Origin of the sequence: uncultured Desulfosarcina sp. (assembly GCF_963664155.2) — a bacterium.
GTDB lineage: Bacteria > Desulfobacterota > Desulfobacteria > Desulfobacterales > Desulfosarcinaceae > Desulfosarcina.
Window position 1 is genome coordinate 1148995 of the sequence record NZ_CAXXXH010000001.1, and the last position, 20483, is coordinate 1169477.

At 56.5% G+C, this 20483-nt stretch carries 18 protein-coding genes and 1 pseudogene; 14 read left to right on the forward strand and 5 right to left on the reverse strand.

What is annotated here, in order from left to right; all coding sequences use genetic code 11:
• Positions 1 to 2: 2 nt before the first annotated feature.
• From ACHZBS_RS05110 to ACHZBS_RS05160, 11 genes are all read left to right on the forward strand, one after another.
• On the forward strand, positions 3 to 1349 hold the full coding sequence (locus tag ACHZBS_RS05110) for a sigma-54 dependent transcriptional regulator (RefSeq protein WP_319405446.1): 1347 nt from the start codon (positions 3 to 5) through the stop codon (positions 1347 to 1349).
• Between the two features lie 246 nt (positions 1350 to 1595).
• Positions 1596 to 1763, forward strand: coding sequence for a helix-turn-helix domain-containing protein (locus ACHZBS_RS05115; RefSeq protein WP_319405447.1), 168 nt, complete (start codon positions 1596 to 1598; stop codon positions 1761 to 1763).
• Positions 1764 to 1806: 43 nt separating this feature from the next.
• The gene (locus ACHZBS_RS05120) at positions 1807 to 3078 is read left to right on the forward strand and encodes an ABC transporter substrate-binding protein (RefSeq protein ID WP_319405448.1); all 1272 of its coding nucleotides are present in this window, start codon (positions 1807 to 1809) and stop codon (positions 3076 to 3078) included.
• The gene (locus ACHZBS_RS05125; protein ID WP_319405449.1) at positions 3078 to 3944 is read left to right on the forward strand and encodes a branched-chain amino acid ABC transporter permease; all 867 of its coding nucleotides are present in this window, start codon (positions 3078 to 3080) and stop codon (positions 3942 to 3944) included. The genes ACHZBS_RS05120 and ACHZBS_RS05125 overlap by 1 nt, the downstream gene beginning before the upstream one ends.
• Complete coding sequence (locus ACHZBS_RS05130) at positions 3941 to 4960, forward strand: branched-chain amino acid ABC transporter permease (protein ID WP_319405450.1); 1020 nt, start codon at positions 3941 to 3943, stop codon at positions 4958 to 4960. The genes ACHZBS_RS05125 and ACHZBS_RS05130 overlap by 4 nt, the downstream gene beginning before the upstream one ends.
• Complete coding sequence (locus ACHZBS_RS05135) at positions 4957 to 5745, forward strand: ABC transporter ATP-binding protein (protein WP_319405451.1); 789 nt, start codon at positions 4957 to 4959, stop codon at positions 5743 to 5745. Before ACHZBS_RS05130 ends, ACHZBS_RS05135 begins: the two co-directional genes overlap by 4 nt.
• Positions 5738 to 6484: an ATP-binding cassette domain-containing protein gene (locus ACHZBS_RS05140; protein WP_319405452.1), complete on the forward strand. Its 747-nt coding sequence runs from the start codon at positions 5738 to 5740 to the stop codon at positions 6482 to 6484. Before ACHZBS_RS05135 ends, ACHZBS_RS05140 begins: the two co-directional genes overlap by 8 nt.
• A 16-nt stretch (positions 6485 to 6500) precedes the next feature.
• Complete coding sequence (locus ACHZBS_RS05145; protein WP_319405453.1) at positions 6501 to 8180, forward strand: AMP-binding protein; 1680 nt, start codon at positions 6501 to 6503, stop codon at positions 8178 to 8180.
• Position 8181: 1 nt separating this feature from the next.
• Positions 8182 to 8754, forward strand: coding sequence for a nitroreductase family protein (locus ACHZBS_RS05150; RefSeq protein ID WP_319405454.1), 573 nt, complete (start codon positions 8182 to 8184; stop codon positions 8752 to 8754).
• 52 nt (positions 8755 to 8806) lie between these two features.
• The gene (locus ACHZBS_RS05155) at positions 8807 to 9328 is read left to right on the forward strand and encodes a response regulator (RefSeq protein WP_319405455.1); all 522 of its coding nucleotides are present in this window, start codon (positions 8807 to 8809) and stop codon (positions 9326 to 9328) included.
• Between the two features lie 18 nt (positions 9329 to 9346).
• On the forward strand, positions 9347 to 10906 hold the full coding sequence (locus ACHZBS_RS05160; protein WP_319405456.1) for an AMP-binding protein: 1560 nt from the start codon (positions 9347 to 9349) through the stop codon (positions 10904 to 10906).
• Between the two features lie 94 nt (positions 10907 to 11000).
• Here the strand turns inward: ACHZBS_RS05160 and ACHZBS_RS05165 are convergent, their stop codons facing one another.
• Together ACHZBS_RS05165 and ACHZBS_RS05170 are read right to left on the reverse strand one after the other, a co-directional pair.
• A complete protein-coding gene (locus ACHZBS_RS05165) occupies positions 11001 to 11780 on the reverse strand; it encodes a hypothetical protein (RefSeq protein ID WP_319405457.1) in 780 nt (259 codons plus the stop codon).
• A gap of 124 nt (positions 11781 to 11904) precedes the next feature.
• Complete coding sequence (locus ACHZBS_RS05170) at positions 11905 to 12567, reverse strand: hemolysin III family protein (RefSeq protein WP_319405458.1); 663 nt, start codon at positions 12565 to 12567, stop codon at positions 11905 to 11907.
• A gap of 439 nt (positions 12568 to 13006) precedes the next feature.
• On the opposite strand from ACHZBS_RS05170, the gene ACHZBS_RS05175 reads away from it, so the two are divergent.
• Complete coding sequence (locus ACHZBS_RS05175) at positions 13007 to 15499, forward strand: DUF3365 domain-containing protein (RefSeq protein WP_319405459.1); 2493 nt, start codon at positions 13007 to 13009, stop codon at positions 15497 to 15499.
• A 32-nt stretch (positions 15500 to 15531) separates the two neighbouring features.
• Here the strand turns inward: ACHZBS_RS05175 and ACHZBS_RS05180 are convergent, their stop codons facing one another.
• On the reverse strand, positions 15532 to 15981 hold the full coding sequence (locus tag ACHZBS_RS05180; protein WP_319405460.1) for a universal stress protein: 450 nt from the start codon (positions 15979 to 15981) through the stop codon (positions 15532 to 15534).
• 106 nt (positions 15982 to 16087) lie between these two features.
• The gene (locus tag ACHZBS_RS05185) at positions 16088 to 16540 is read right to left on the reverse strand and encodes an HIT family protein (protein ID WP_319405461.1); all 453 of its coding nucleotides are present in this window, start codon (positions 16538 to 16540) and stop codon (positions 16088 to 16090) included.
• A gap of 370 nt (positions 16541 to 16910) precedes the next feature.
• Between ACHZBS_RS05185 and ACHZBS_RS05190 the strand changes: the two are divergent.
• Positions 16911 to 18692, forward strand: a pseudogene (locus tag ACHZBS_RS05190) (AMP-dependent synthetase/ligase).
• A 121-nt stretch (positions 18693 to 18813) separates the two neighbouring features.
• On the forward strand, positions 18814 to 19275 hold the full coding sequence (gene bcp, locus ACHZBS_RS05195; protein WP_319409064.1) for a thioredoxin-dependent thiol peroxidase: 462 nt from the start codon (positions 18814 to 18816) through the stop codon (positions 19273 to 19275).
• A 71-nt stretch (positions 19276 to 19346) separates the two neighbouring features.
• Here bcp and ACHZBS_RS05200 read toward each other — a convergent pair whose 3' ends face one another.
• On the reverse strand, positions 19347 to 20477 hold the full coding sequence (locus tag ACHZBS_RS05200; RefSeq protein WP_319405462.1) for an NAD(P)/FAD-dependent oxidoreductase: 1131 nt from the start codon (positions 20475 to 20477) through the stop codon (positions 19347 to 19349).
• Positions 20478 to 20483 lie beyond the last annotated feature (6 nt).

The window sequence follows — 20483 nt, forward strand, 5'->3', positions numbered from 1 at the left end:
ACATGGATAAAATTCTGATCATCGACGACAAACATTCTATTCTGGAAAGCCTGGAAATGTTTTTCGCTGAAAAGGGCTACCGGGTCTACAAAGCCGACACCGGGGCAGCCGGTCTGGCCCTTTTCAACCGCCACGAGCCGGATGTGGTGATTTTGGATATACGGCTCCCGGATACCCATGGCATCGCCCTGCTGGAGCAGATCCAGGCCCTTGAAAAACCGGCCAAGGTCATCATGATCACCGCCTTTCAGGACATGGAAACGACCATTGCCGCCATGAAACTGGGGGCCTACGACTACATTCACAAGCCGCTGGACGTGGACAAGGTCGAGCAGGCCGTGGAACGGGCCCTGTACACCCTGAAAATCGACCGCGAGACACCGCTGGCGGCTGAAATTACCCAGCCGCCCAACCCGGAAGTCATCATCGGCAAGAGCGACCCGATGCGCAACATATTCAAAACCATCGGGTTATTATCCCAGAATCGGGCACCCGTTCTCATTCAGGGAGAAACCGGAACGGGCAAAGAACTGATCGCCCGGGTGATTCACCGCAACAGCTTGTTCGCCATGGAACCCTTTATCACCTTCGATTGCTCCGCCATAGTAGAAACGCTGGTGGAAAGCGAATTGTTCGGACATGAGAAAGGCGCTTTCACCGGTGCCACCCAATCCAAAGCGGGCAAGATCGAACTGGCCGGCAACGGCACGCTCTTTCTGGATGAAATCGGCGAACTGCCCCTGACCATGCAGCGCAAGTTCCTTGGTTTTCTGCAGCGCAGCGAATACGACCGGGTGGGCGGCAAGCACCCGTTCACTTCGCGGTGCCGGATTATTGCGGCGACCAATCGGAATCTGGCCGAAATGGTCAACAGCGGTCTGTTCCGGCAGGATCTCTTCTTCCGTCTCAAAGTGGTGATGATCCACGTGCCGCCGCTGGCGGACCGACGGACCGACATCCCGGATCTCGTCAGCCATTTTCTGCAGAAAATCAACTGGGAGTTGGGCACGGACATCTTCAGCCTTGAAAAGGGCGTTATCGACCGGTTGAGCGCCCATACCTGGCCCGGAAATGTCCGGGAGTTGGAAAACGTGCTGGTGGAAGCCGTGGTGAGGGCCAGGGGCAAGGTGATCCTCGTGGATGAAATCGAGACTATCCTTTCATCCAACCACCCGATTACCACCACGCGGCTGAGGACTTACTCCCTGCCGCATATGGAAAAAAAACATATCCGGATGACCCTGGACCGGCTGAACTGGAACCGGTCCGAAACCGCCCGGGTTCTGGGCATCTCCCTGCCCACCCTGCGCAATAAAATCAGGAAATACGGTATCGTGCCTTCCGGATGATAAGGGTGCCCCCCCTGAAAGTTTTTTCACCCCCTGAAAGTTTCTTTCCGTTCCGATAGACGCCCGACCCTCCCCTCATTTTCATGACTATCAGAAAAACTGTTTGTTGCCGGCGGGTTAATCCGGATCGTGTCTTTTTGCCGGATTGGCACAAGGATTGCTGTCTAAAATTCACTATCTAAATTGCCTTCACTTTTTTATATTTCGTCATCTTTTTAAAATTATTCCATGGAACGGATCGGCAGGATGGAAATCAAAACCCTGCGGGACAAGGAACAGGAGCTTCTTGAGGAGGTCCTGACCAAGACCGACTGGAACCTTGAAAAAGCCTCACGCCTTTTACAGATCTCCCTTTCACAAGTGAAAAAGAAAATCCGGGACCACGGCCTTCGAAAACCGGATGAACCCGTATGAACACACCAACCCGGCTGCAACAAACCAAAGGAGGGACAAACGAATGAAAACAACCCGTGGCAAACTGATGATGATCCTGATGATAGCGGTGTTGATGGGGCTTTCCGGCGGCAGCGCACTGGCGGAAAAACCGATCGTTATCGGCTGTCCGCTCTCGACGGCCTTTCTCTATGGCTGGGATGCCGAAAGGGGCGTGACCCTGGCCATCGAGGAAATCAATGCGCAAGGGGGGGTAAATGTCGCCGGCAAAAAACGCCCGTTTAAAATCGAAACCATCGATACCCGTGATCTGGAGCCGGGCGTGCCGGTCAGTGAGGCGCTGCTGGCCGTGGAAAAACTCATCCTGGATAAGAAGGCCGATTTCCTGATCGGCGGGCCGGTAAGGTCCGAGGCAGCCCTGGCGGCCATGCCCCTGCTGAATAAATACAAGAAAGTGTCCATTCTCACGACGGGGGCACTGACGCCCAAATACCACGCCATGGTGGCCGAGAATTACGATAAATTCAAATACTGTTTCCGGATTCACGGCGAAGCCAAGAATCTGGTGGGTGAAATTTTCGCCAATTTCGGCGAGTTGAAGGCCAAGTACGGATTCAACAACCTGTTTATCATCGCCCAGGATGTCTCCCACGCCCGCGGGGCGGCGGAGATCATCAAGAAAGTGGCCACCGGCAAAGGGTGGAATGTCACCGGCCTGGAGATCTATCCCACCGGCGCCACCGACTTTTCCATGGGCCTGCTTAAGGCTAAAAATACCAACTCCGAAATCATCAATATATGGATGGACATGCCCGAGAGTGCCATCCTCCTGAAACAGTGGTACGACATGAAGATTCCGGCCCTGCCATTCGGGTCCACCCTGGCCGCGGCCGAACAGCCCGGTTTCTGGGATGCTACGAACGGCAAAGGCGAATATACGCTCTGCAATGTGGTCAATGCCGGCAACGCCCCCTCCAACGCCACCCCCTGGACCATGAAATTCTACGATGCCTACACCAAACGCTGGGGGGTCGAGCCCGAAGGACTGGGAACCTCGAGCAGCTACATGGCCGTTTATGTCTTGAAAGATGCCATCGAGCGGGCAGGCAGCCTGAAACCTGACAAGGTGGTGACCGAACTGGAAAAGACCGACTTGATGGGTGTTTACGGCAGACTGCGCTTCGACCCCAAAAGCCACCAGGTCATCCCGTCGACGGATCCCAAGGAGGGCGCCGTGGGCAGCATTTTGCAATGGCAGAAGGGTAAACGGGTGGTAGTCTATCCCAAAAGCATCGCCATGGGCGAGATTGAATTGCCGCCCTGGATGGGCAAGTAATGGAAATCCTGATCTACGGTACGATCAACAGTGTGGCTCTGGCCCTTTACGCCCTGGGATTTTCCCTGGTTTATGGCATCTGCCGTCTGCCCAATTTTGCTCATGGCGCCCTGTACGTCCTCAGCGGCTTTATTGCCTGGACCATGATCAACACCCTTAAAACCAATCTTCTGGTGGCCGTCGTGGCTACTCTTCTCGTTACCGGAATCATCGGTGCGATCATTTACCGTCTTTTTCTGATTCGCGTCAGGGGCATGGAAATCTCGGAAATCATCGCCTCCTATGCCATCGCCCTGGCCATCCTCGAAGGTCTGCGCTGGGGCGGCTTCAGAGGCATGACCTACACCCTGCCGGTTTTCATCGAAGGCAGCATCACCATCGGCGGCATTTCGGTGGACTATCAGCGAATCCTGGTAGTGGTCGTCGGTGCCGCCCTGGTAGCCGGTCTTTGGCTGTTCACCCATTACACCCGCGTGGGCATGGCCCTCCGGGGGATGGCCCAGGACGAGCGGGCGGCGCTCATGCTGGGTATCGACTCCGATTTCATGGCGGTGGTGGCCATGGGGATGGGCTCCATGCTGGCGGCCTTTGCCGCCATCCTGCTGCTTCCCCTGGGAAACATTGTGGTGGAGTCCGGGTATAACGTGTTGATCCTGGCCATCGCCGTATGCATCGTCGGCGGACTCGGCAGTTGGATGGGGGCCGTGCTGGCGGCCTTTCTGATCGGATTCGCCCAGATCCTGACCGTGGTATACCTGGGATCCCATTACCAGATGATGGTGGCGCTTCTGGCCATTATTTTAACGCTCATTCTTAAACCGTCGGGTCTTTTCGGCCAGCAAAAAGAACTGGAGGAACGCGTTTGAAAATCGGAACCCAACAGCGTCGTCAGGAAAGAATCGACCGGGGCATCAAGGTTCGCACAGACGGGCTGTATGCCTTGATGTCCTGGCGGGAGCTGGCCTACCTGATTGCCCCCCGGCTATTGCTCATCGGCGGTCTGCTGCTGCTGCCCCTGGTGGTTCCCGGCATGTACTGGCTGCGGGTAATTTCCATCGTCTGTATCTACGCCCTGCTGTCCCTGAGCTTTGATTTCCTGGCCCATTATGTGGGGCTGGTCTCCCTTGGGGGGGCGTTTTTCGTGGGCATCGGCGGCTATCTCACCGCGCTGTTGAACACCGAACTGGGGTTCAGCCCCCTGGTCAGCATCCCGGTCGCCGCCATTCTCGGCGGGGTGATCAGCACCATCCTCCTGTTGCCCTGCCTGCCCTTGAGGGGCGTCTACTTCGCCATCGTCACTCTCATGTACCCCCTCTTTCTTTCTCGGGTAATCGAAGCGTTGAACATTCTGGGCGGCACCGACGGCATCATGGGCATCGACGGCGTTCCCTATGTGTGGCTGGAACAATACGGGATCATTATAATCCTGCTGTTGATTCTCTTCGGGTTGCGCCGGCTGGTCAACACCGACCTGGGGCTGGTAATGCGGGCGGTCAAGGACAACGATCAGGCGGTCAGGGCCTCGGGCATGAATATTACCCATTACAAGGCATTGGCCGTTTTCATCGCATCCTCGGTGGGTTGTCTGGCCGGGGCCTGCCTGGTGCACACCTACATGTGGGCGGGAATCTCAACCTTTGCCCTGGATTTTTCGATCCTGCCCATCGCCGCCACCGTCATCGGCGGGGGGGGAACACTGGTAGGGCCGGTGCTGGGTTGCCTGATTCTGGTGCCCATATCCGAACTGCTGAGGGACTTCGGCACGCTGCGAATCGTGTTCTATTCCCTGATCCTGTTGGGCTTTATCGTATTTCGCAGCGACGGGCTGATGATCTACGGCCAACGTAAATATCACCAGTTTCAGAGATGGACGGACATATGACGGACACACCCTTTCTGCAAGTCACCAACGTCACCAAGACCTTCGGCGGCATCATCGCCCTGAACAATGTCAGCTTTGAGGTAAACAAAGGAGAAATTCTCGGGATCATCGGCCCCAACGGCTCCGGAAAAACGACCGTGGTCAACTGTATCACCGGATTTGTCAAGGCCTCCTCCGGCCAGGTCTTGTTTCGCGGCAAAACGATTACCGGCAAACCGCCCCACAAAATTGCCGATATGGGAGTCCTGCGAACCTTTCAAATCATGCGTCCCTACTTCAGCCTGCCCGCCTACAAAAACCTGGTGATTCCCCTGTGCTCACCCCGGGCGCGGCGAACCGGAGGCTGGCGCGGCGGCGGCAAGCTGGGCGATCGAAACACCGTGAGCATCGACATCCTGGAAGAGATCGGTTTTGAGCGGGACTCCTACGTCCCCTACAAAACCACCAACACCCTGCCCACCGGTTACCTGAAACGCCTGGAACTGGCCCGGTGCCTGGCCCTCAAACCGGAGCTGATCATCTGCGACGAAGTATTCTCAGGGCTCAGCATGAGTGAAATCGCCAGCATGGTGCCGTTGATCGAACGGCTCCAGATGGACGGGATCACGCTGATCATGATCGAACACCGGCTGCGCGAGCTGTTTCAGGTGGCCAACCGGGTCATGGTGCTCAATTTCGGCGAGAAACTGGTGGAAGGCAGCGCCAAGGAGGTCATGGCCGATCCACGGGTCCGGGAAGCCTACTTTGGGTCCGAAGTCGTCGAGGAGGTGATGAACCATGCTTGAGGCAAGCGATCTGATGGTCTTCTATGAAAACAATCTGGCCCTGAACAATGTGCACATCCGTTGTGACCGGAATCAGATCGTCGGGGTATTCGGCGCCAACAGCGCCGGCAAGTCAACGCTGATGCATGCCCTGTCCGGCATCGTACTGGATATGCAGAAGAAAGAAATGATGGCCGGTGGCGAACGCATCACCGTGGCCGGAAGCGTCCGCTACCAGGAAAAGGAGGTGATGACCGTTTCCCCCAGCCGCCGGGCGAAGATGGGCATCGTGCTGTGCCCGGAACGTCGGCGCATATTCAAGGAAAGTACGGTGCTGGAGAACCTGAAAATCGGCGGTTATCTGGCCTCTCCGTCCCAGGCCAGGGAGACCCTGGCGTACGTGTTCGAGGTATTTCCAGCCCTTTCCAGGCTGAAGAATCGTATCGGCGGGTTCTTGAGCGGTGGCGAACAGCAGATGCTGGCCATCGGTCGCGCGCTGATGGCCCAACCGAAAATACTCCTTTTGGACGAACCCCTGCTGGGGCTCAGTCCGCTGATGCAGGCCATGCTCATGCGCACCACCCGTGAGATCCGGGACCAAAGAAAAATCTCCATTATCGTTTCCGAACAATACGCCCGCCCGGTTTTCCCCATCGTCGACTATGCCTTTATTCTGGAAAACGGTTCGGCCGTATTGGAAGGCACGCGCGAGGCGTTGATGGACAACCCGGACGTGCGCTCGGCCTATTTCGGCGTTTAAAGGAGTCTGAGAGTCAATGCACACCAGCCCCGACACACTTGAAAAAGAACTGACCTTCAGCCGGTTCGACCGGATGAGTGAGAAATACCCGAACCGGTCCGCGCTGGTTTATCTGGGCGCACACGTCTCCTACCGCAGGCTTAAGAATCTGAGCGAACGCTTTGCCGGCGCCCTGTCGTCCCTGGGCGTGCACAAGGGCCACCGGGTGATGCTGTATATCCCCAATTGCGTCCAATGGGTCATCGCCTTTCTGGGCATTCAGAAGCTCGGCGCAGTGGTCGTTCCGGTGGCCCCCATCTACACGTCCCACGAAATCATTTACATGATCAAGGATGCGGGCGTGGAAACCGTGGTCTGCATGGACACCAATTTCTGCTACGTCAAGGAGGCCCTGGCGGAAACCGACCTCAAGCGGGTCATCGTCACCAACCTGACGGATCTGCTGCCCGCCTGGAAACGGGTGATGGGCCATCTCTTCGACAAGATCCCCACGGGAAAAGTGGATGCCGACCCGCGGGTGCATCGATTTACCCGGCTGCTCAAACACGCCCCCAGGAGAGAGGCCGCAGCGATAGATCCGGCCCGAGATCTCGCCTACATTCTCTATACGGGGGGAACCACCGGATTTCCCAAGGGCGTTCCCGGCAACCATATGGGTATGACCTCTTACGTCAACGACGTCACCGAAGATGTCGCCGGCGAACACCTTAAGGAAGGCAAAGATACTTACATCGCCGTCAACCCGCTTTTCCATATCATGGCCCTGGGCCTGTTCATGGCCGTCGGGCTCAACCGGGGCAACACCACCCTGCTCATGCCCTTTCCCCAGGTGGATGCCATTTTGGAATCGATTCAACGGTTCAAGGTCCGGTGGCTGCTGGGGGTGCCGGCCCTGTATCGCATGATTCTGGAGAACGACCGCCAGGACCGCTATGATCTGAGCTCGCTGACCTATTGCTATTGCGGCGGCGACGTCCTGCCCGAAGAAGTCAAGGAGCGCTGGCAGAAGCGTTGCGGCACACCCATCTACCAGGTCTACGGCTCCACCGAAGTCGGCCATGTGGCCTACAGCCGGATCGGGGTGGAACCCAGCCCGCGGGCCATCGGGTTCCCGTTGAAAAGCCGGCAGTGTCTGATCGTCGATCCTGCTACCCTGGAACCGGTGAAAGCAGGCAGCAGCGGCGAACTGCTGGTCACCTCCCCTTATACCCACAAGTCCTATTACAACAAGCCCGCGGAAACCCGGAAAACCTATGTGGAAATCGATGGGACGACCTGGTGCCGCATGGGCGATTTCGTCAGCGCCCTGCCCACCGGCGAATTGATCTACATGGAACGGTCGGCCGATATCATCAAACACAAGGCCTTTCGCGTGTCGGCCTCCGAGGTGGAGGCAGCCCTCCAGGACCATCCCACGGTGATCGGCGCCTGCGTGGTGGGCGTTCCGGACCCCAAGGTCGGAGAACGGATCAAGGCGATCGTCGTGCTCAAGGAAGATGCCCGCGGTGTGGGCGGCACCGAATTGATCCGCTGGTGCCGTGACCGGCTGGCCCCTTACAAGGTGCCCTCCTATATCGAGTTTCGGGATATGCTGCCCAAATCCAAAGTCGGGAAACTGCTTCGCCGCGAAGTACGCGATGACGAGATTCGACGGATAACCAAGAGTAAACCCGCACCGGTTGCGAAAGGAGCATGAAATGGATCTTTTTTCCGCCATCGAAACGCGCACCAGCTGTCGCCAATTTCTGCCCGAAGCCGTAGACCGGGAAACCATCGATCGGATTCTGGCCGCCGGGGTCCGGGCACCGTCGCCGCTGAATTCCCAGCCGTGGCAGTTCATCGTGATCCGGGCGCCGGCGATCAGGCAGGCCATTCATGCGGAAGCGCAACGCTGCATCGCATGGGCGATAGAACAAAGCGGGTGGAAGTGGCTCAGCAAGTATAAAACGGATTTTCTCCTGCAGGCACCCGTATTGGTGGCGGTGGTGGGCGATCCCAAAAAGACCGGCATGGATATGTTCCAGGAAGAAGGGACGGTGGGATATCAGCTGGCCTGCGCCGCCGCCATCCAGAATATGCTGCTGGCCGCCCACGCCCTGAACCTGGGCAGTCTGTTTTTCACCTTGTTCGATAAAAACCAGTTGCGGCGCATCCTGGATATTCCGAAGGAAAAAACGCCTTTGGCGCTGGTGTGCATCGGCAAACCCAAAGACCCGCAGAATCCGGCCCCGCGAAAAGACAGCAAAGAGAAAACCGTCTACCTGGACTGATGGAAGACCGTCGCGGCGGCAGCCTCATCACGACACCCACGGGAGTATTATCATGTCGGAAAGCATACTAAATGGGAAACGCATATTGGCCGTGGACGATGAGGCCGACATTCTTGAAACGCTGGAAGATCTTCTTGAGGGATACCCCGGATTGATTCTGGACCGGGCCTCCGACTACGAAACCGGCTACCACCTGCTGCGCTCATGGACCTACGATGCGGTCATTCTCGACATCATGGGCGTCAGGGGCTTCGACCTGCTCAACGCGGCGGTTCATTTGGGGTTTCCAACGGTGATGCTCACGGCCCACGCCTTTTCCGCCGAAAGCCTGAAACGCTCGATCACCATGGGTGCCAGGGCCTATATTCCCAAAGAGCAGATGGCCGAGGTTCCCGCCTTCCTGGAAGACGTGATCACCCTCGGCCATCGTTCCAATCTGAAAAAGATGTTTCAGCGGCTGGGCGGCTTGTTCAACAAGCGGTTCGGTTCCCGGTGGATGGAGGATGAAAAAAGCTTCTGGGATCAGGTGATATCCGGGGAATACCAGCCCAAACCGGTCATTTTGAAAAAGTAGACATTCTCAGGAGATGTGATGAAAACGATCTGTACGCTCCGCAACATGATGCGCCGCAATGTCGAACTCAATCCTCAAAAAATCGCCCTGATCCAGGGTAACCGCCGCTACACCTTCGGCCAACTGTCCCGGCGCACCGGGGGCATGAGCAGCGCCCTTATGACCCTCGGGTTGAAAAAGGGTGACCGGGTGGCCATCCTCGGCCCCAACAGCATCGAAAATGCCGAAGCCTATTTCAGCATCCCCAACGCGGGACTCGTACTGGTCATGCTCAATTTCCGTCTGGCCGCCCCGGAAAGCCTGAAGATATTAAAGGACGCCACCCCCTGCGCCGTAATGGTCCATGCGGCCTACCGGAAGACCGTAGATGAAATTGCAGGCCAGTTGGGATTTGTCGACCACTTTATTTTCATCGGCGATCGTGCGGAGACACCCGCCGGCTGGCATCACTATGAAACCCTCGTCGCCGGGGCCTCCGGGGGCGACCCACCGGTGGTCGTGACCGAAGACGATCTGGCGGCCCTGATGTACACCTCCGGCACCACCGGCTCACCCAAGGGCTGCATGGCCACCCATCGAAATTTTTACCACGCCGGCCGGAGTCTGACTCTGGAGTTGAAGATGGATGACAACGACGTGGGCATCATCGCCTCGCCGCTCTTTCACGCCACCGGTGAAGTCACCCTCATGAACGATGTGTATAGCGGCACGACATCGGTGATCATGCCCCATTGGGATACGCGATTATTTCTGGAACTGGTCCAGGAGCACCGCATCACCACCGGCATGCTGGCAACGCCCATGCTGTTGTTTCTGGTGGATTACCCCGAGGCCGACCGATACGACACCGGCAGCCTGAAAAAAATTTTCTTTGCCGGCGCCCCGGTCACCCCGGTGGTGTATGAGCGGGCCGTTAAACGATTCGGCAATGTGTTTCTCCATCTGTTCGGTACGACCGAGACGGTGGGCCAGACCACCATCTTGAAAACCGAGGACATCGCCCGGGCCATGGCCTCAGGAAATACGGAGATCCTGGCATCCTGCGGCCGGTCCTTTGCCGACATGGAAAGCGTGGTCGTGGATGAAAACGACGTCCCGGTCGCACCCGGCGTCGTCGGAGAAATGAAAGTGCGCGGGTTGGGCACCACCCTGGGGTACTGGCAGAAAGATACGGAGACCAGCCAGGTTTATCGCAACGGCTGGTATTATCCCCTGGATTTATGCCGGGTCGACGAACAGGGGTATATCTACGTGGTGGATCGTAAAAAGGACATGATCATCACCGGCGGTGAAAACGTCTACCCCGCCGAGGTTGAAAACGCCCTTTACAAACATCCCGACATAGCCCAGGCGGCCGTGGTCGGTTTACCGGACAGCCGCTGGGGGGAATGCGTTGCCGCCATCGTGGTCCCCCGTCCCGGCACGGACCTGAAGACGGAAAGTGTCCGGGATTTCTGCCGGCAGGAAATCGCGGGCTACAAGGTCCCCAAACAGGTGATCTTTACCGACAGCCTGCCGATGAGCGCCAGCGGAAAGATTCTGAAATACGAACTGCGCGCCAGATTTAAAAAGGCTTGATCGCAGCTGGGGTAAAAACTTATTGGAGGGCCTTCATCCGGGGCTGGAAGATCAGCCGATGGGACCGACGAATCTCCCTCTGAAGGGGAAGGGTTCACCCGGATGCAGCGGGTCGGCCTGCCTGAAGAAGACGTTTCCGGTCGGCAAGATAGGCATTATACGTCGGATATTTGCACCATTTGTTGTATTCGCTCATGATTGCCGTTGTCATGGTTTTCCCCACCTTTGCCCTGAAAAGTCCTTTCAACTGGATCACCGTCGCCACATCCAGTCGCGTTTTGAGGTATTGAAACACGGGCTGGGAGAGGTTGAATCCGGTCTTATACCCCATCAGCAGGATGCGATAGGCGATCAGCTGCTTGTCCGGAATGAAACGGCTGTTGAAATCGATCACCCGATCCCTGACAGCCGCCGTACACCCGTTTTCAAACAGCATCTTCCGGTGAAAATCATATATTACCGCATTGACCGTAAAATCGATGCCGGACAGCAGGTTTCCCATGGTCGGCGCGAGATGGCCGACGTCGATCACCACAAAATCCACAAGCAGGCAAAGGTCGTAAGCCAGAGCCGATGAAACCGGATACCAGCGCATGCCTTTCAGATCTGTCGGTTCAGCCGTTTGGTCGCTAAGAACGCCGGACAGGGAGAATTCACGATCCAGCCCGCCGATAAAGATATCGATATCGCGGGTAGGGGGTGCATGGCCATGCAATAGATTGATAATCAGGTTGCGAATGGAACCGCCGGCAACGAAAATTTCAGCCGACGGGGGCAACCGGCTGCTGAGGAATTCCAGGTTGCCGCGGATTTCAGGACGCTGAAAAAACCGCTCAACGACCGGAACAATCGCCTTATCGGTCACCGCTGCCATGGTGGGCCTCTCCCTCGACGAAGGCGTTTCAGGATGATACTATCGTAATATAATACAGGCTCACCAACTAAAAAGCGACCGTCAAATTCGAAAAGGGGCCGGGTCTCCCTATTCTACCGGCATGTCAGAAACCGGCAACGGGAATGACAAAAAAAAGGATGGCAAAAAAGTGAAGGATACTGCCGGCCAATACAAAAAGATGCCAGACGGCATGATGATAGCGGAGGTTCCGCATCACGTAAAAACCGATGCCGACGGTATATGACAGGCCGCCGGCGAGCAGCAGAATCAAGCCGCCGGGGGCAACGCCGGCCAGCATGGGTTTGATTGCCGCAACCACGGACCAGCCCATACCCAGATACAATCCAAGCGAAATCACACGATGGCTGCGAAGGGTGGTCAGTTCGAAGACGATTCCGAGGAGGGCAAGCCCCCATATTACACCGAACAGGGACCATCCCAAGGGACCGTGAAGGGTGACCAGGGTAAACGGGGTATAGGTGCCTGCGATCAGTAAAAATATGGCACAATGGTCAAGGATCTGCAGGAGGGTCTTGGCACGGGGGTTCCGGACGCTGTGGTAAAGGGTCGATGCGGTATACATCAGGATCAGCATGCTCCCGAATATGCTCACGCTGACCATGTGCCGGCCATTTCCATAACCGTCGGCAAAGGCGATCAGCACCCCCAGCCCGGCGATGGACAGGATGATGCCGACGCCATGGGTAATGCTGTTGGCCATCTTTTCGCCGGGATGGTATCGTTCAACCGTGGTTGTCTCACTCATCAGGCACCTTTTTTCACTGGTTTATATTCCCACCAACCGTCTCGCCCATGCGGCCCGCCACGGGTAAGGTTGAGTAAAGTACGCCACAAAGTCAAACCAATTATCCTGCCGGGTCAGCGCTGACATTTTTTTTACAAAGGAATCCTCCAGTGCAAAGAGGGTTCGATCAAGTTTTGAATGATCATCCCGGGAAGTTGGATCTGTCCACCGATTCCGGCCAGGTATTTTATCTGGAATTGTTTCAGTCACCTTTCAGCGATAATGAACCGCAGGTGACGTTGGTGGCCTGTCCCGCTCCATATCCCTGAGGGAAAGGAAACATGCAATTTCCGTTGATATCAAAATAGAGAAGTCGGGCTGTTAAGCTAACCTTTTTTATCGCGAGGCCGATAACACCATTGATTATCTTTTGAACGAAATGACAAAGGATCCATGCCAAATGAAAAGCCTGGAGGGGAAACTCACTGTTTCCATCGGTATCGCGACTATCCTTTTGGCGACCTATCTGTTTTACGCGACCTACCGCATGACCGATCAAAGACTCAAGGACGTGGTCGTCCAGCAGGCTGAAATGGCATTGCAATTTGACCTGGCCATACGCAGATACGTCGGAAACCATGTTCGACCGATGATGTACGACCTGCTGGGCGAGGACGAGTTTGTACCGGAAACCATGTCCACATCATTTGTGGCACGAAGCATATTCGAGGACCTTCGCGAGGATTTCCCGCATTACATTCTCAAATTTTCATCGGATAATCCGCGGAACCCGGCCAATCTGGCTGGCCCGGAAGAACTCAAGGTCATTGCCTTCTTCAACGAACATCCCGAGGTCAAACGGTGGACCGGACAGATCAAGATCAATGGACGAAACTACCTGGCCAAGTTCAGCGCTCGCCGGATGAAAACCTCTTGTCTGAAGTGCCATGGGAATCCTGCAGATGCACCTAAATCCTTGATCGACCGGTACGGCGGCAAAGCCGGCTTCCACCGGCCCATCGGGGAGGTGATCGGCACCGATACGGTGGCCATTCCCATTTCCAAAATGACCGAGGCGCTGTGGTCGGAATCCATCAACACGTTTCTATTGATCGGCTTCAGCGTCGCAATCTTCTTTCTTATTATCACTCTCATCATCAGGTTTTTTGTCACCACGCCATTGTCTAAAATCAGCCGACACATATCCGCGGCATCTTCGCGTGACAGCTACAAATATATTGAAAATATTGATGTTTCCTCTGGAGATGAGATCGGCGAAGTGGCCACTCGATTTAACGTGCTGTTTTCGAAATTACGGGATTTTAACCATTCGCTGGAAGAAAAGGTCGCCGAGCGCACCTTCGACCTGAAGCAGGCCAACCAAGAGCTGATGCGCGAAGTAGAGGCCAGAAAAGAGACCGAGCAGTCCCTTGAGCTGACCCAGTTTGTTATCGATCATTTTTCGGATCCGATCTTTTGTCTCCAGCCGGATGCGAAAATTCTTTTCGCCAATAAGGCCGCCAGCAAAAGATTGGGATATTCACATGCCGAAATGATGAAGATGACCGCCTTTGAGATTGATTCCAACATCCCTGAAAAATCATGGCAGGCCTTTTGGCAGGAACTCCGCCTCCAAGGCACCGTCTTGATGGAATCCCACTACGAAACAAAACATGGCGAATTATTTCCCGTGGAAATAAAAGCCAATTATTACCAGCATCGCCACCTGGAATATAATTTTTCCATTGTGCGGGACGTCTCGGATCATAAAAAAGCGCAGATCGAAAAAAACCTTCTTGAAAAAAGACTTCGCAGAGCATTGAAAATGGAGGCCATCGGCACACTGGCAGGCGGTGTGGCCCACGACTTGAACAATGTGTTGTCCGGTGTGGTCTCCTATCCCGAAATAATCCTGTTGACCCTCCCCGACGACCACGAACTCAGAGAGCCAATCGAAACCATTCGCCGGTCCGGCCAAAAAGCCGCTGAGATCGTCCAGGAACTTCTGACCCTGGCCAGACGGGGTGTCTCCCAGCTCAAGCCACTGGGAATAAATAAAATCATAACCGATTACATGGGCAGCGCGGAATTCGGAAAGATGAAGGAAGCGCATCCAGCCTGCAGCGTCAAAACAAATCTTGACCCGAATCTGCTTAATATTATGGGTTCCGAGGTTCATCTTTCCCAAACCATCATGAACCTTGCCATCAACGCGCTGGAAGCCATGCCCGATGGCGGTGAATTGGCGATATCGACCCAAAATCGATATGTTGACCGAACCCTTCAGGATTTTGATAACATCGAGGAGGGGGATTACGTCCTGGTCCAGGTTTCGGATACGGGTAATGGTATTTCGGAAGAGGACAAGGAAAGAATTTTCGAGCCGTTTTATACGAAAAAAGTCATGGGAAAAAGCGGCACCGGCCTGGGGATGACCGTGGTGTGGGGAACCGTTAAAGACCACGAAGGATTTATCGGCATCCAAAGCGCCATCGGATCCGGCACGACATTTAAGCTTTTCTTTCCGGCAACCCGAAAACGCATCGATGACAATCAACCCCTTTTTGTATTGGCGGACCACAAAGGCGCCGGGGAGACCATTCTGGTCGTCGATGATGTGCTGGAGCAACGGCAGATCGCCGCGGCGATTCTGGAAAGACTTGGATACAGGGTCGTTTCAGCGGCGGGCGGTGAGGACGCCGTAATGTATCTCAAGGATCATACCGCCGATCTGGTTGTTTTGGATATGATCATGGAGCCGGGAATCGATGGCCTGGAGACCTACCGGCGGATCATAAAAATACGGCCGGGCCAAAAAGCGATCATCGTAAGCGGGTTTTCCGAAAGCACTCGCGTAAGGGCACTCCAGCGGCTGGGTGCCGGGCAATACGTCCGGAAACCCTACACCCTTGAGAAATTGGCTGAAACGGTTAAGATGACCCTGGGCAACTGAAACCCTCCCTATGGTTTTTCAGGGCAAGGTCATCATGAATTCGGCTCGACGGGGATGACCGTCACCGGAACAGGGGAATGCCTCAGAATCTTTTCAGCCACGCTTCCGAAGCGGAAGTTGCCTCTCGCGCCGTGGCTGGCCATCACCACCAGATCCATCTTCTCTTTCTCTATCAGATTCAGGATCTCCTTGGCGGCATCTCCGACCGCGACGTGCTTGATGTAAAGCGGGCAGCCGTCCAGGTACTTTTCACAGATCTGCCCCAGCCGCGCGGTGGCCGTTTTGCTGGCATGCGCCATGAGTTCCTTGACGCGTTTCTCCTCAAACGCGCCATACCAGCCGTCATGGTGGGCGATATCCTCAATCACGTATAGAACGTGAATTTCTGCGCCGTATTTCTCGGTAAGCGATTTAACGTGTGGCAGGGCGCTTTCGGATATTGCGGAAAAGTCTGTCGGCCATAGTATTCTTTTCACGTCCATGATTGAACCTCCTTGGGTTACCCGGCCACGGGGGCCAGGTCCTTATTTGTTGTAGATCCTGCACATAAAATAAGAACGGGTTCCAGGATCGGCAAATCAATGACGGTTAATAAGCGCGCTTGCCGTCGACAACCCCCCGAACACCTCCTTTGGGGTTTTCCGTATCGCCGTCGCGCCGCGGGATCAGATGGATGTGGGCATGAAACACGGTCTGTCCGGCCGACACGCCGATGTTCACCCCGATGTTGAACCCGGTCACGGACGGGTCTTTCCGCCTGATCTTTTCCACGAGATGGCGGATCAGCATTTCGCTGTCCCGGACCTCCTGTGGGGTCATGGAGAGCCAGTCCGCCGTATGCCGCAGCGGCACAATCAACAGGTGCCCGTCGGTCACGGGGTTCCCGTCATGGAAAGCGGCAACCGTGCCGAATGTCTTTACAGCCTTTTCCGCCCTGATCCAGCGGCAGAACAGGCAAATTGGATCAAGATTCTCCGGATATTCCATGGCTTCCTGCATCGCTCCTTTTTGATTGTACCCCTCCTGTCCGCTTCCAGTCAAAACCAGTTTTCCGTACCCACGCGAGGTCGTCCGCCCAGACGGCTGATAAACCATTGACAGTTCCTGCTATTTTACCTTAAAAACTGAAATGAGCCAATCGACAACTTCATGCCCCTGCCGCCGGCCCCGACGGCTTCACATGGATACGACACCCCACACGGCCACCGGCAGCATGACGCCACGATAAAGATGACCCGGAACTTTTAACGCGACCCCCGGCGACCCGGCGGGATCCGGCCGGACCCGGCGGTTGCCCATTGACCCCGCGGGTCAAGCCAGGCCAGGCGGACAGTTTCGCCCTGATTATAGCAGCCCGAATGATATTGACCGAGATCCCAACCAGCGGGAGGGCAATATGAAAGCGACGGTGATGGACGTCTTTCGCGAAACCGTGGCGGCCCATGGAGAAAAAACGGCGTTGAAGCATAAACGCGGAGGTCGTTGGGAAACGCTGACCTGGCGGGACTACGACGCCCGGGTCCGCACCACGGCCAAAGCCTTTATCGCTTTGGGCCTCGACGTCGGCAAAGCGGTCAGCATCCTCGGGAACAACTGCCCCCAATGGTTTATCAGCGATCTGGCCGCCATTTTTGCGGGGTCCATCCCCGGCGGCATCTATACCACCAGCACGCCGGAACAATGCCACTATATTGCCGAGCACAGCGAGGCCAACATCGTTGTGGTGGAAGATGCGGCCCAGCTGGCCAAGTTTGCAGCCCTCTGGCCCCGTCTCCCCAACCTGAAGGCCATCGTGATGATGAACGGGTCGGACGCCGATGAACGGGTGGTCGCCTGGCGGGATCTGCCCGAGCTGGCCTCGGGGGTGCCCGACGAGGCGCTGGATACCCGCATGGGAAACTAGGCCCCCGAAGACTGCTGCACGCTGATCTACACCTCCGGTACGACCGGCAACCCCAAAGGGGTCATGATCACCCACGACAATATCGTCTGGACGGCCCGGCAGGTCGTAGACCTTGTCGATGGGGATCACCGGGAGCAACTCATCAGCTACCTCCCCTTGAGCCATATTGCCGAGCAGATGGTCAGCCTGATTGTGCCGATGACGATGGGCGCCACCTCCTGGTTTGCCGAAAGCCTGGATCTGCTGGGCGACAACCTGAAGGAAGTGCGTCCGACCATTTTTCTCGGCGTGCCGCGGGTGTGGGAAAAGATTCAGGCCAAAATGGCGGCGGCCGGTGCCCAAAATCCGCCCCTTAAAAAAAAGATCGCCGCCTGGGCCCGCAAACAGGGCCTCGCCGGCGGCTATGCCCGCCAGAACGGCAAGCCCGATCCCTTTTTATATCCTCTGGCGGAAAAGCTTGTCTTCTCCAAAGTTCGCCAGCGCCTGGGGCTCGATCGCTGCCGCATATGCTTTTCCACGGCCGCGCCGATTGCCGAGGATACCCTGGAGTTTTTCATGAGCCTGGGGATCCCGATCACGGAAATATACGGCATGAGCGAATGCACCGGGCCCACCACCATCTCCCTGCCTCAGCCCCATCGTCACCGCACCGGCTGGGCCGGACCGCCCATGCCGGGAACGGAACTGACCCTCGGGGAATATGACGAGATCCTGATACGCGGGCGACATGTGTTCAAGGGCTATTACAAAAACGAAGCGGCCACCCGGGAAACGATCGATGCGCAGGGCTGGCTTCATTCCGGCGATGTCGGTGAGATTGACGAGGCGGGCTTTCTGAAAGTAACGGACCGGATGAAAGAGTTGATCATCACCGCCGGCGGCGAAAATATTCCGCCCCAGGTCCTGGAAAGCAGGCTGAAGGCGATTCCCGTTATCAACCAGGTAGTGGTTGTCGGCGACCGGCGGAAATACGTTTCCGCCCTGCTGACCCTCGATCCGGCCAAACTTGAACAGGCCGTTGCCGACGCGGGCAGCAATGCCAAAGATGCTGCAGGCGCGGCCGTCTGCAAAACCTTCAACGCCTATCTGCAACGGCACATAGATGCGGTCAACACCAGCCTGCCCCGCCCCTGGACGATTAAAAAATTTGTGATTCTACCGGAAGAACTGTCGATCGAAAAAGGGGAGCTGACGCCCACCATGAAACTGAAGCGGCGGATCATCAAGGCCAATTACGCCCGGGAGATCGAAAGCATGTATCGGGAGCAGCCGGATTCGGCGCACCGTTGAGCCTATTTCCCTTCCCGCACCCTGGGTCCGGGTCCGGTTCAATCGGGCTTGCGCGCCCCTGTTCCTAAATCCGGCGACATACCGAAGACGGCGAGGACATAAAGGAGAAGAGAGGTTCATGATGACAACACTGCAAACCGGCGATCCGGCACCGGATTTCACGGCATCGGACCAAAACGGCAACCGCGTGAGTCTGGCCGATTTTAAAGGCCGCAAATGCTTTATCTTTTTCTATCCCAAAGCCGGCACCTCGGGCTGAACCGCACAGGCACAGGCGGTGCGGGACGCACTGCCCGAACTGGCGGCCGCCGGCGTGGCCGTTGTCGGTATCAGCCCGGACAAGGTCACCCGGCAGAAGCAATTCGATGAGAAGCACGGGCTGGGATTCCCCCTGCTCAGCGATGCCGATAACCGGATCGCCGAAGCCTATGGCGTATGGGGCGAGAAGAAACTCTACGGCAAGACTTACCTGGGAATTGTACGCTCGGCGTTTTTGATCGACGAAGCCGGCACCATTGCCGCCGCCGGCTACAAGATCAGCCCAAAAGACACCATACCCGCATTGAAGCAATGGCTGGCGTGATCACGCGCTAAATGGCGCTCATCCACCGATGAAACGTCGTCGCGCTTTGTCGGCCCGCAGGGATGCCGGATTCACGCCTGTTCGGCAACCATTGCCGCCACATGACGGGCAATGGCGGGACTGGCGGTAAGCCCGGGAGATTCGATGCCGATCAGGTTGATCACGCCGGGAAAACCCTTCGAGGATTCCTCCGCGATGATAAAATCCCTGGCCGGGTCTCCCGGTTTCTGCAGTTTGGGTCGGATACCGGTCATTTCCGGTTGCAGCTGGTCAAGCGCGATGCCGGGCAGATAGCGACGGGCCGCCTCGTAGAACGACTGCCGGGCTGCCGGATTCACGGAATAATCCAGGTCCCTGTCAGGCAGATAGGTCGCATTGGGGCCGAATTTTACCCGGCCGCCCATGTCGATGGTGGCATGCACCCCCAGGCCCACATGGTTTGCCGGGGGAACCGGATAGACCAGATGGCGGATGAACCCCGGGGGCGCGTCGAGGCTGAAATATTCCCCTTTCCAGTAGGAAAGCCGGTAGCCGCAGGCATCGATATCGATCCCCATGGATTCGGCCAGACGATCGGATTCGAGACCGGCGCAGTTGATGATCCAACGCGACGCAAATGCGTCTGTCTGGCCGTCCGGGTAGGCCACATGAACCCGGTAGCGGCCATCCTCTTGTTTCTCCACCCGTGAAACCGTGGTTTGCGGCACGAACCGGGCGCCGTTTTTATTGGCCCGGGCAGCGTAGTGGCGCATCAGCCGATGGGAATGGATGATCCCGGTCGAGGGAGAAAAAAGAGCGGCGCACGCCTTTACGTTGGGTTCCAGGGCCTTGATCCGCCTGGCGCTCAACAGTTCAAGGGCCTCCGCGCCGTTTTCGCGCGCGCGATCCTGGATCGTCGCCAGAATCGCCTCCTCGTCCTTTTCAGTGGCCACGATCAGCTTGCCGCATCGGCGGTGGGGAATGCGGTGCTGTTCACACAACGGGTACAACAGGCGGTTGCCTTCGACGCAGAGTCTGGCCTTCAGGGAATCCCTGGCATAATAGATGCCCGCATGAATGACTTCACTGTTGCGGCTCGACGTTTCCTGGCCGAATGACGGGTTGCGTTCCAGGATCAATATCCCCTTGCGGGTTTTGGACAGCTCTGCCGCCACGGCAAGACCCACTACGCCTGCCCCGACGATTGTAGTGGTAATTTCCATCCGGAC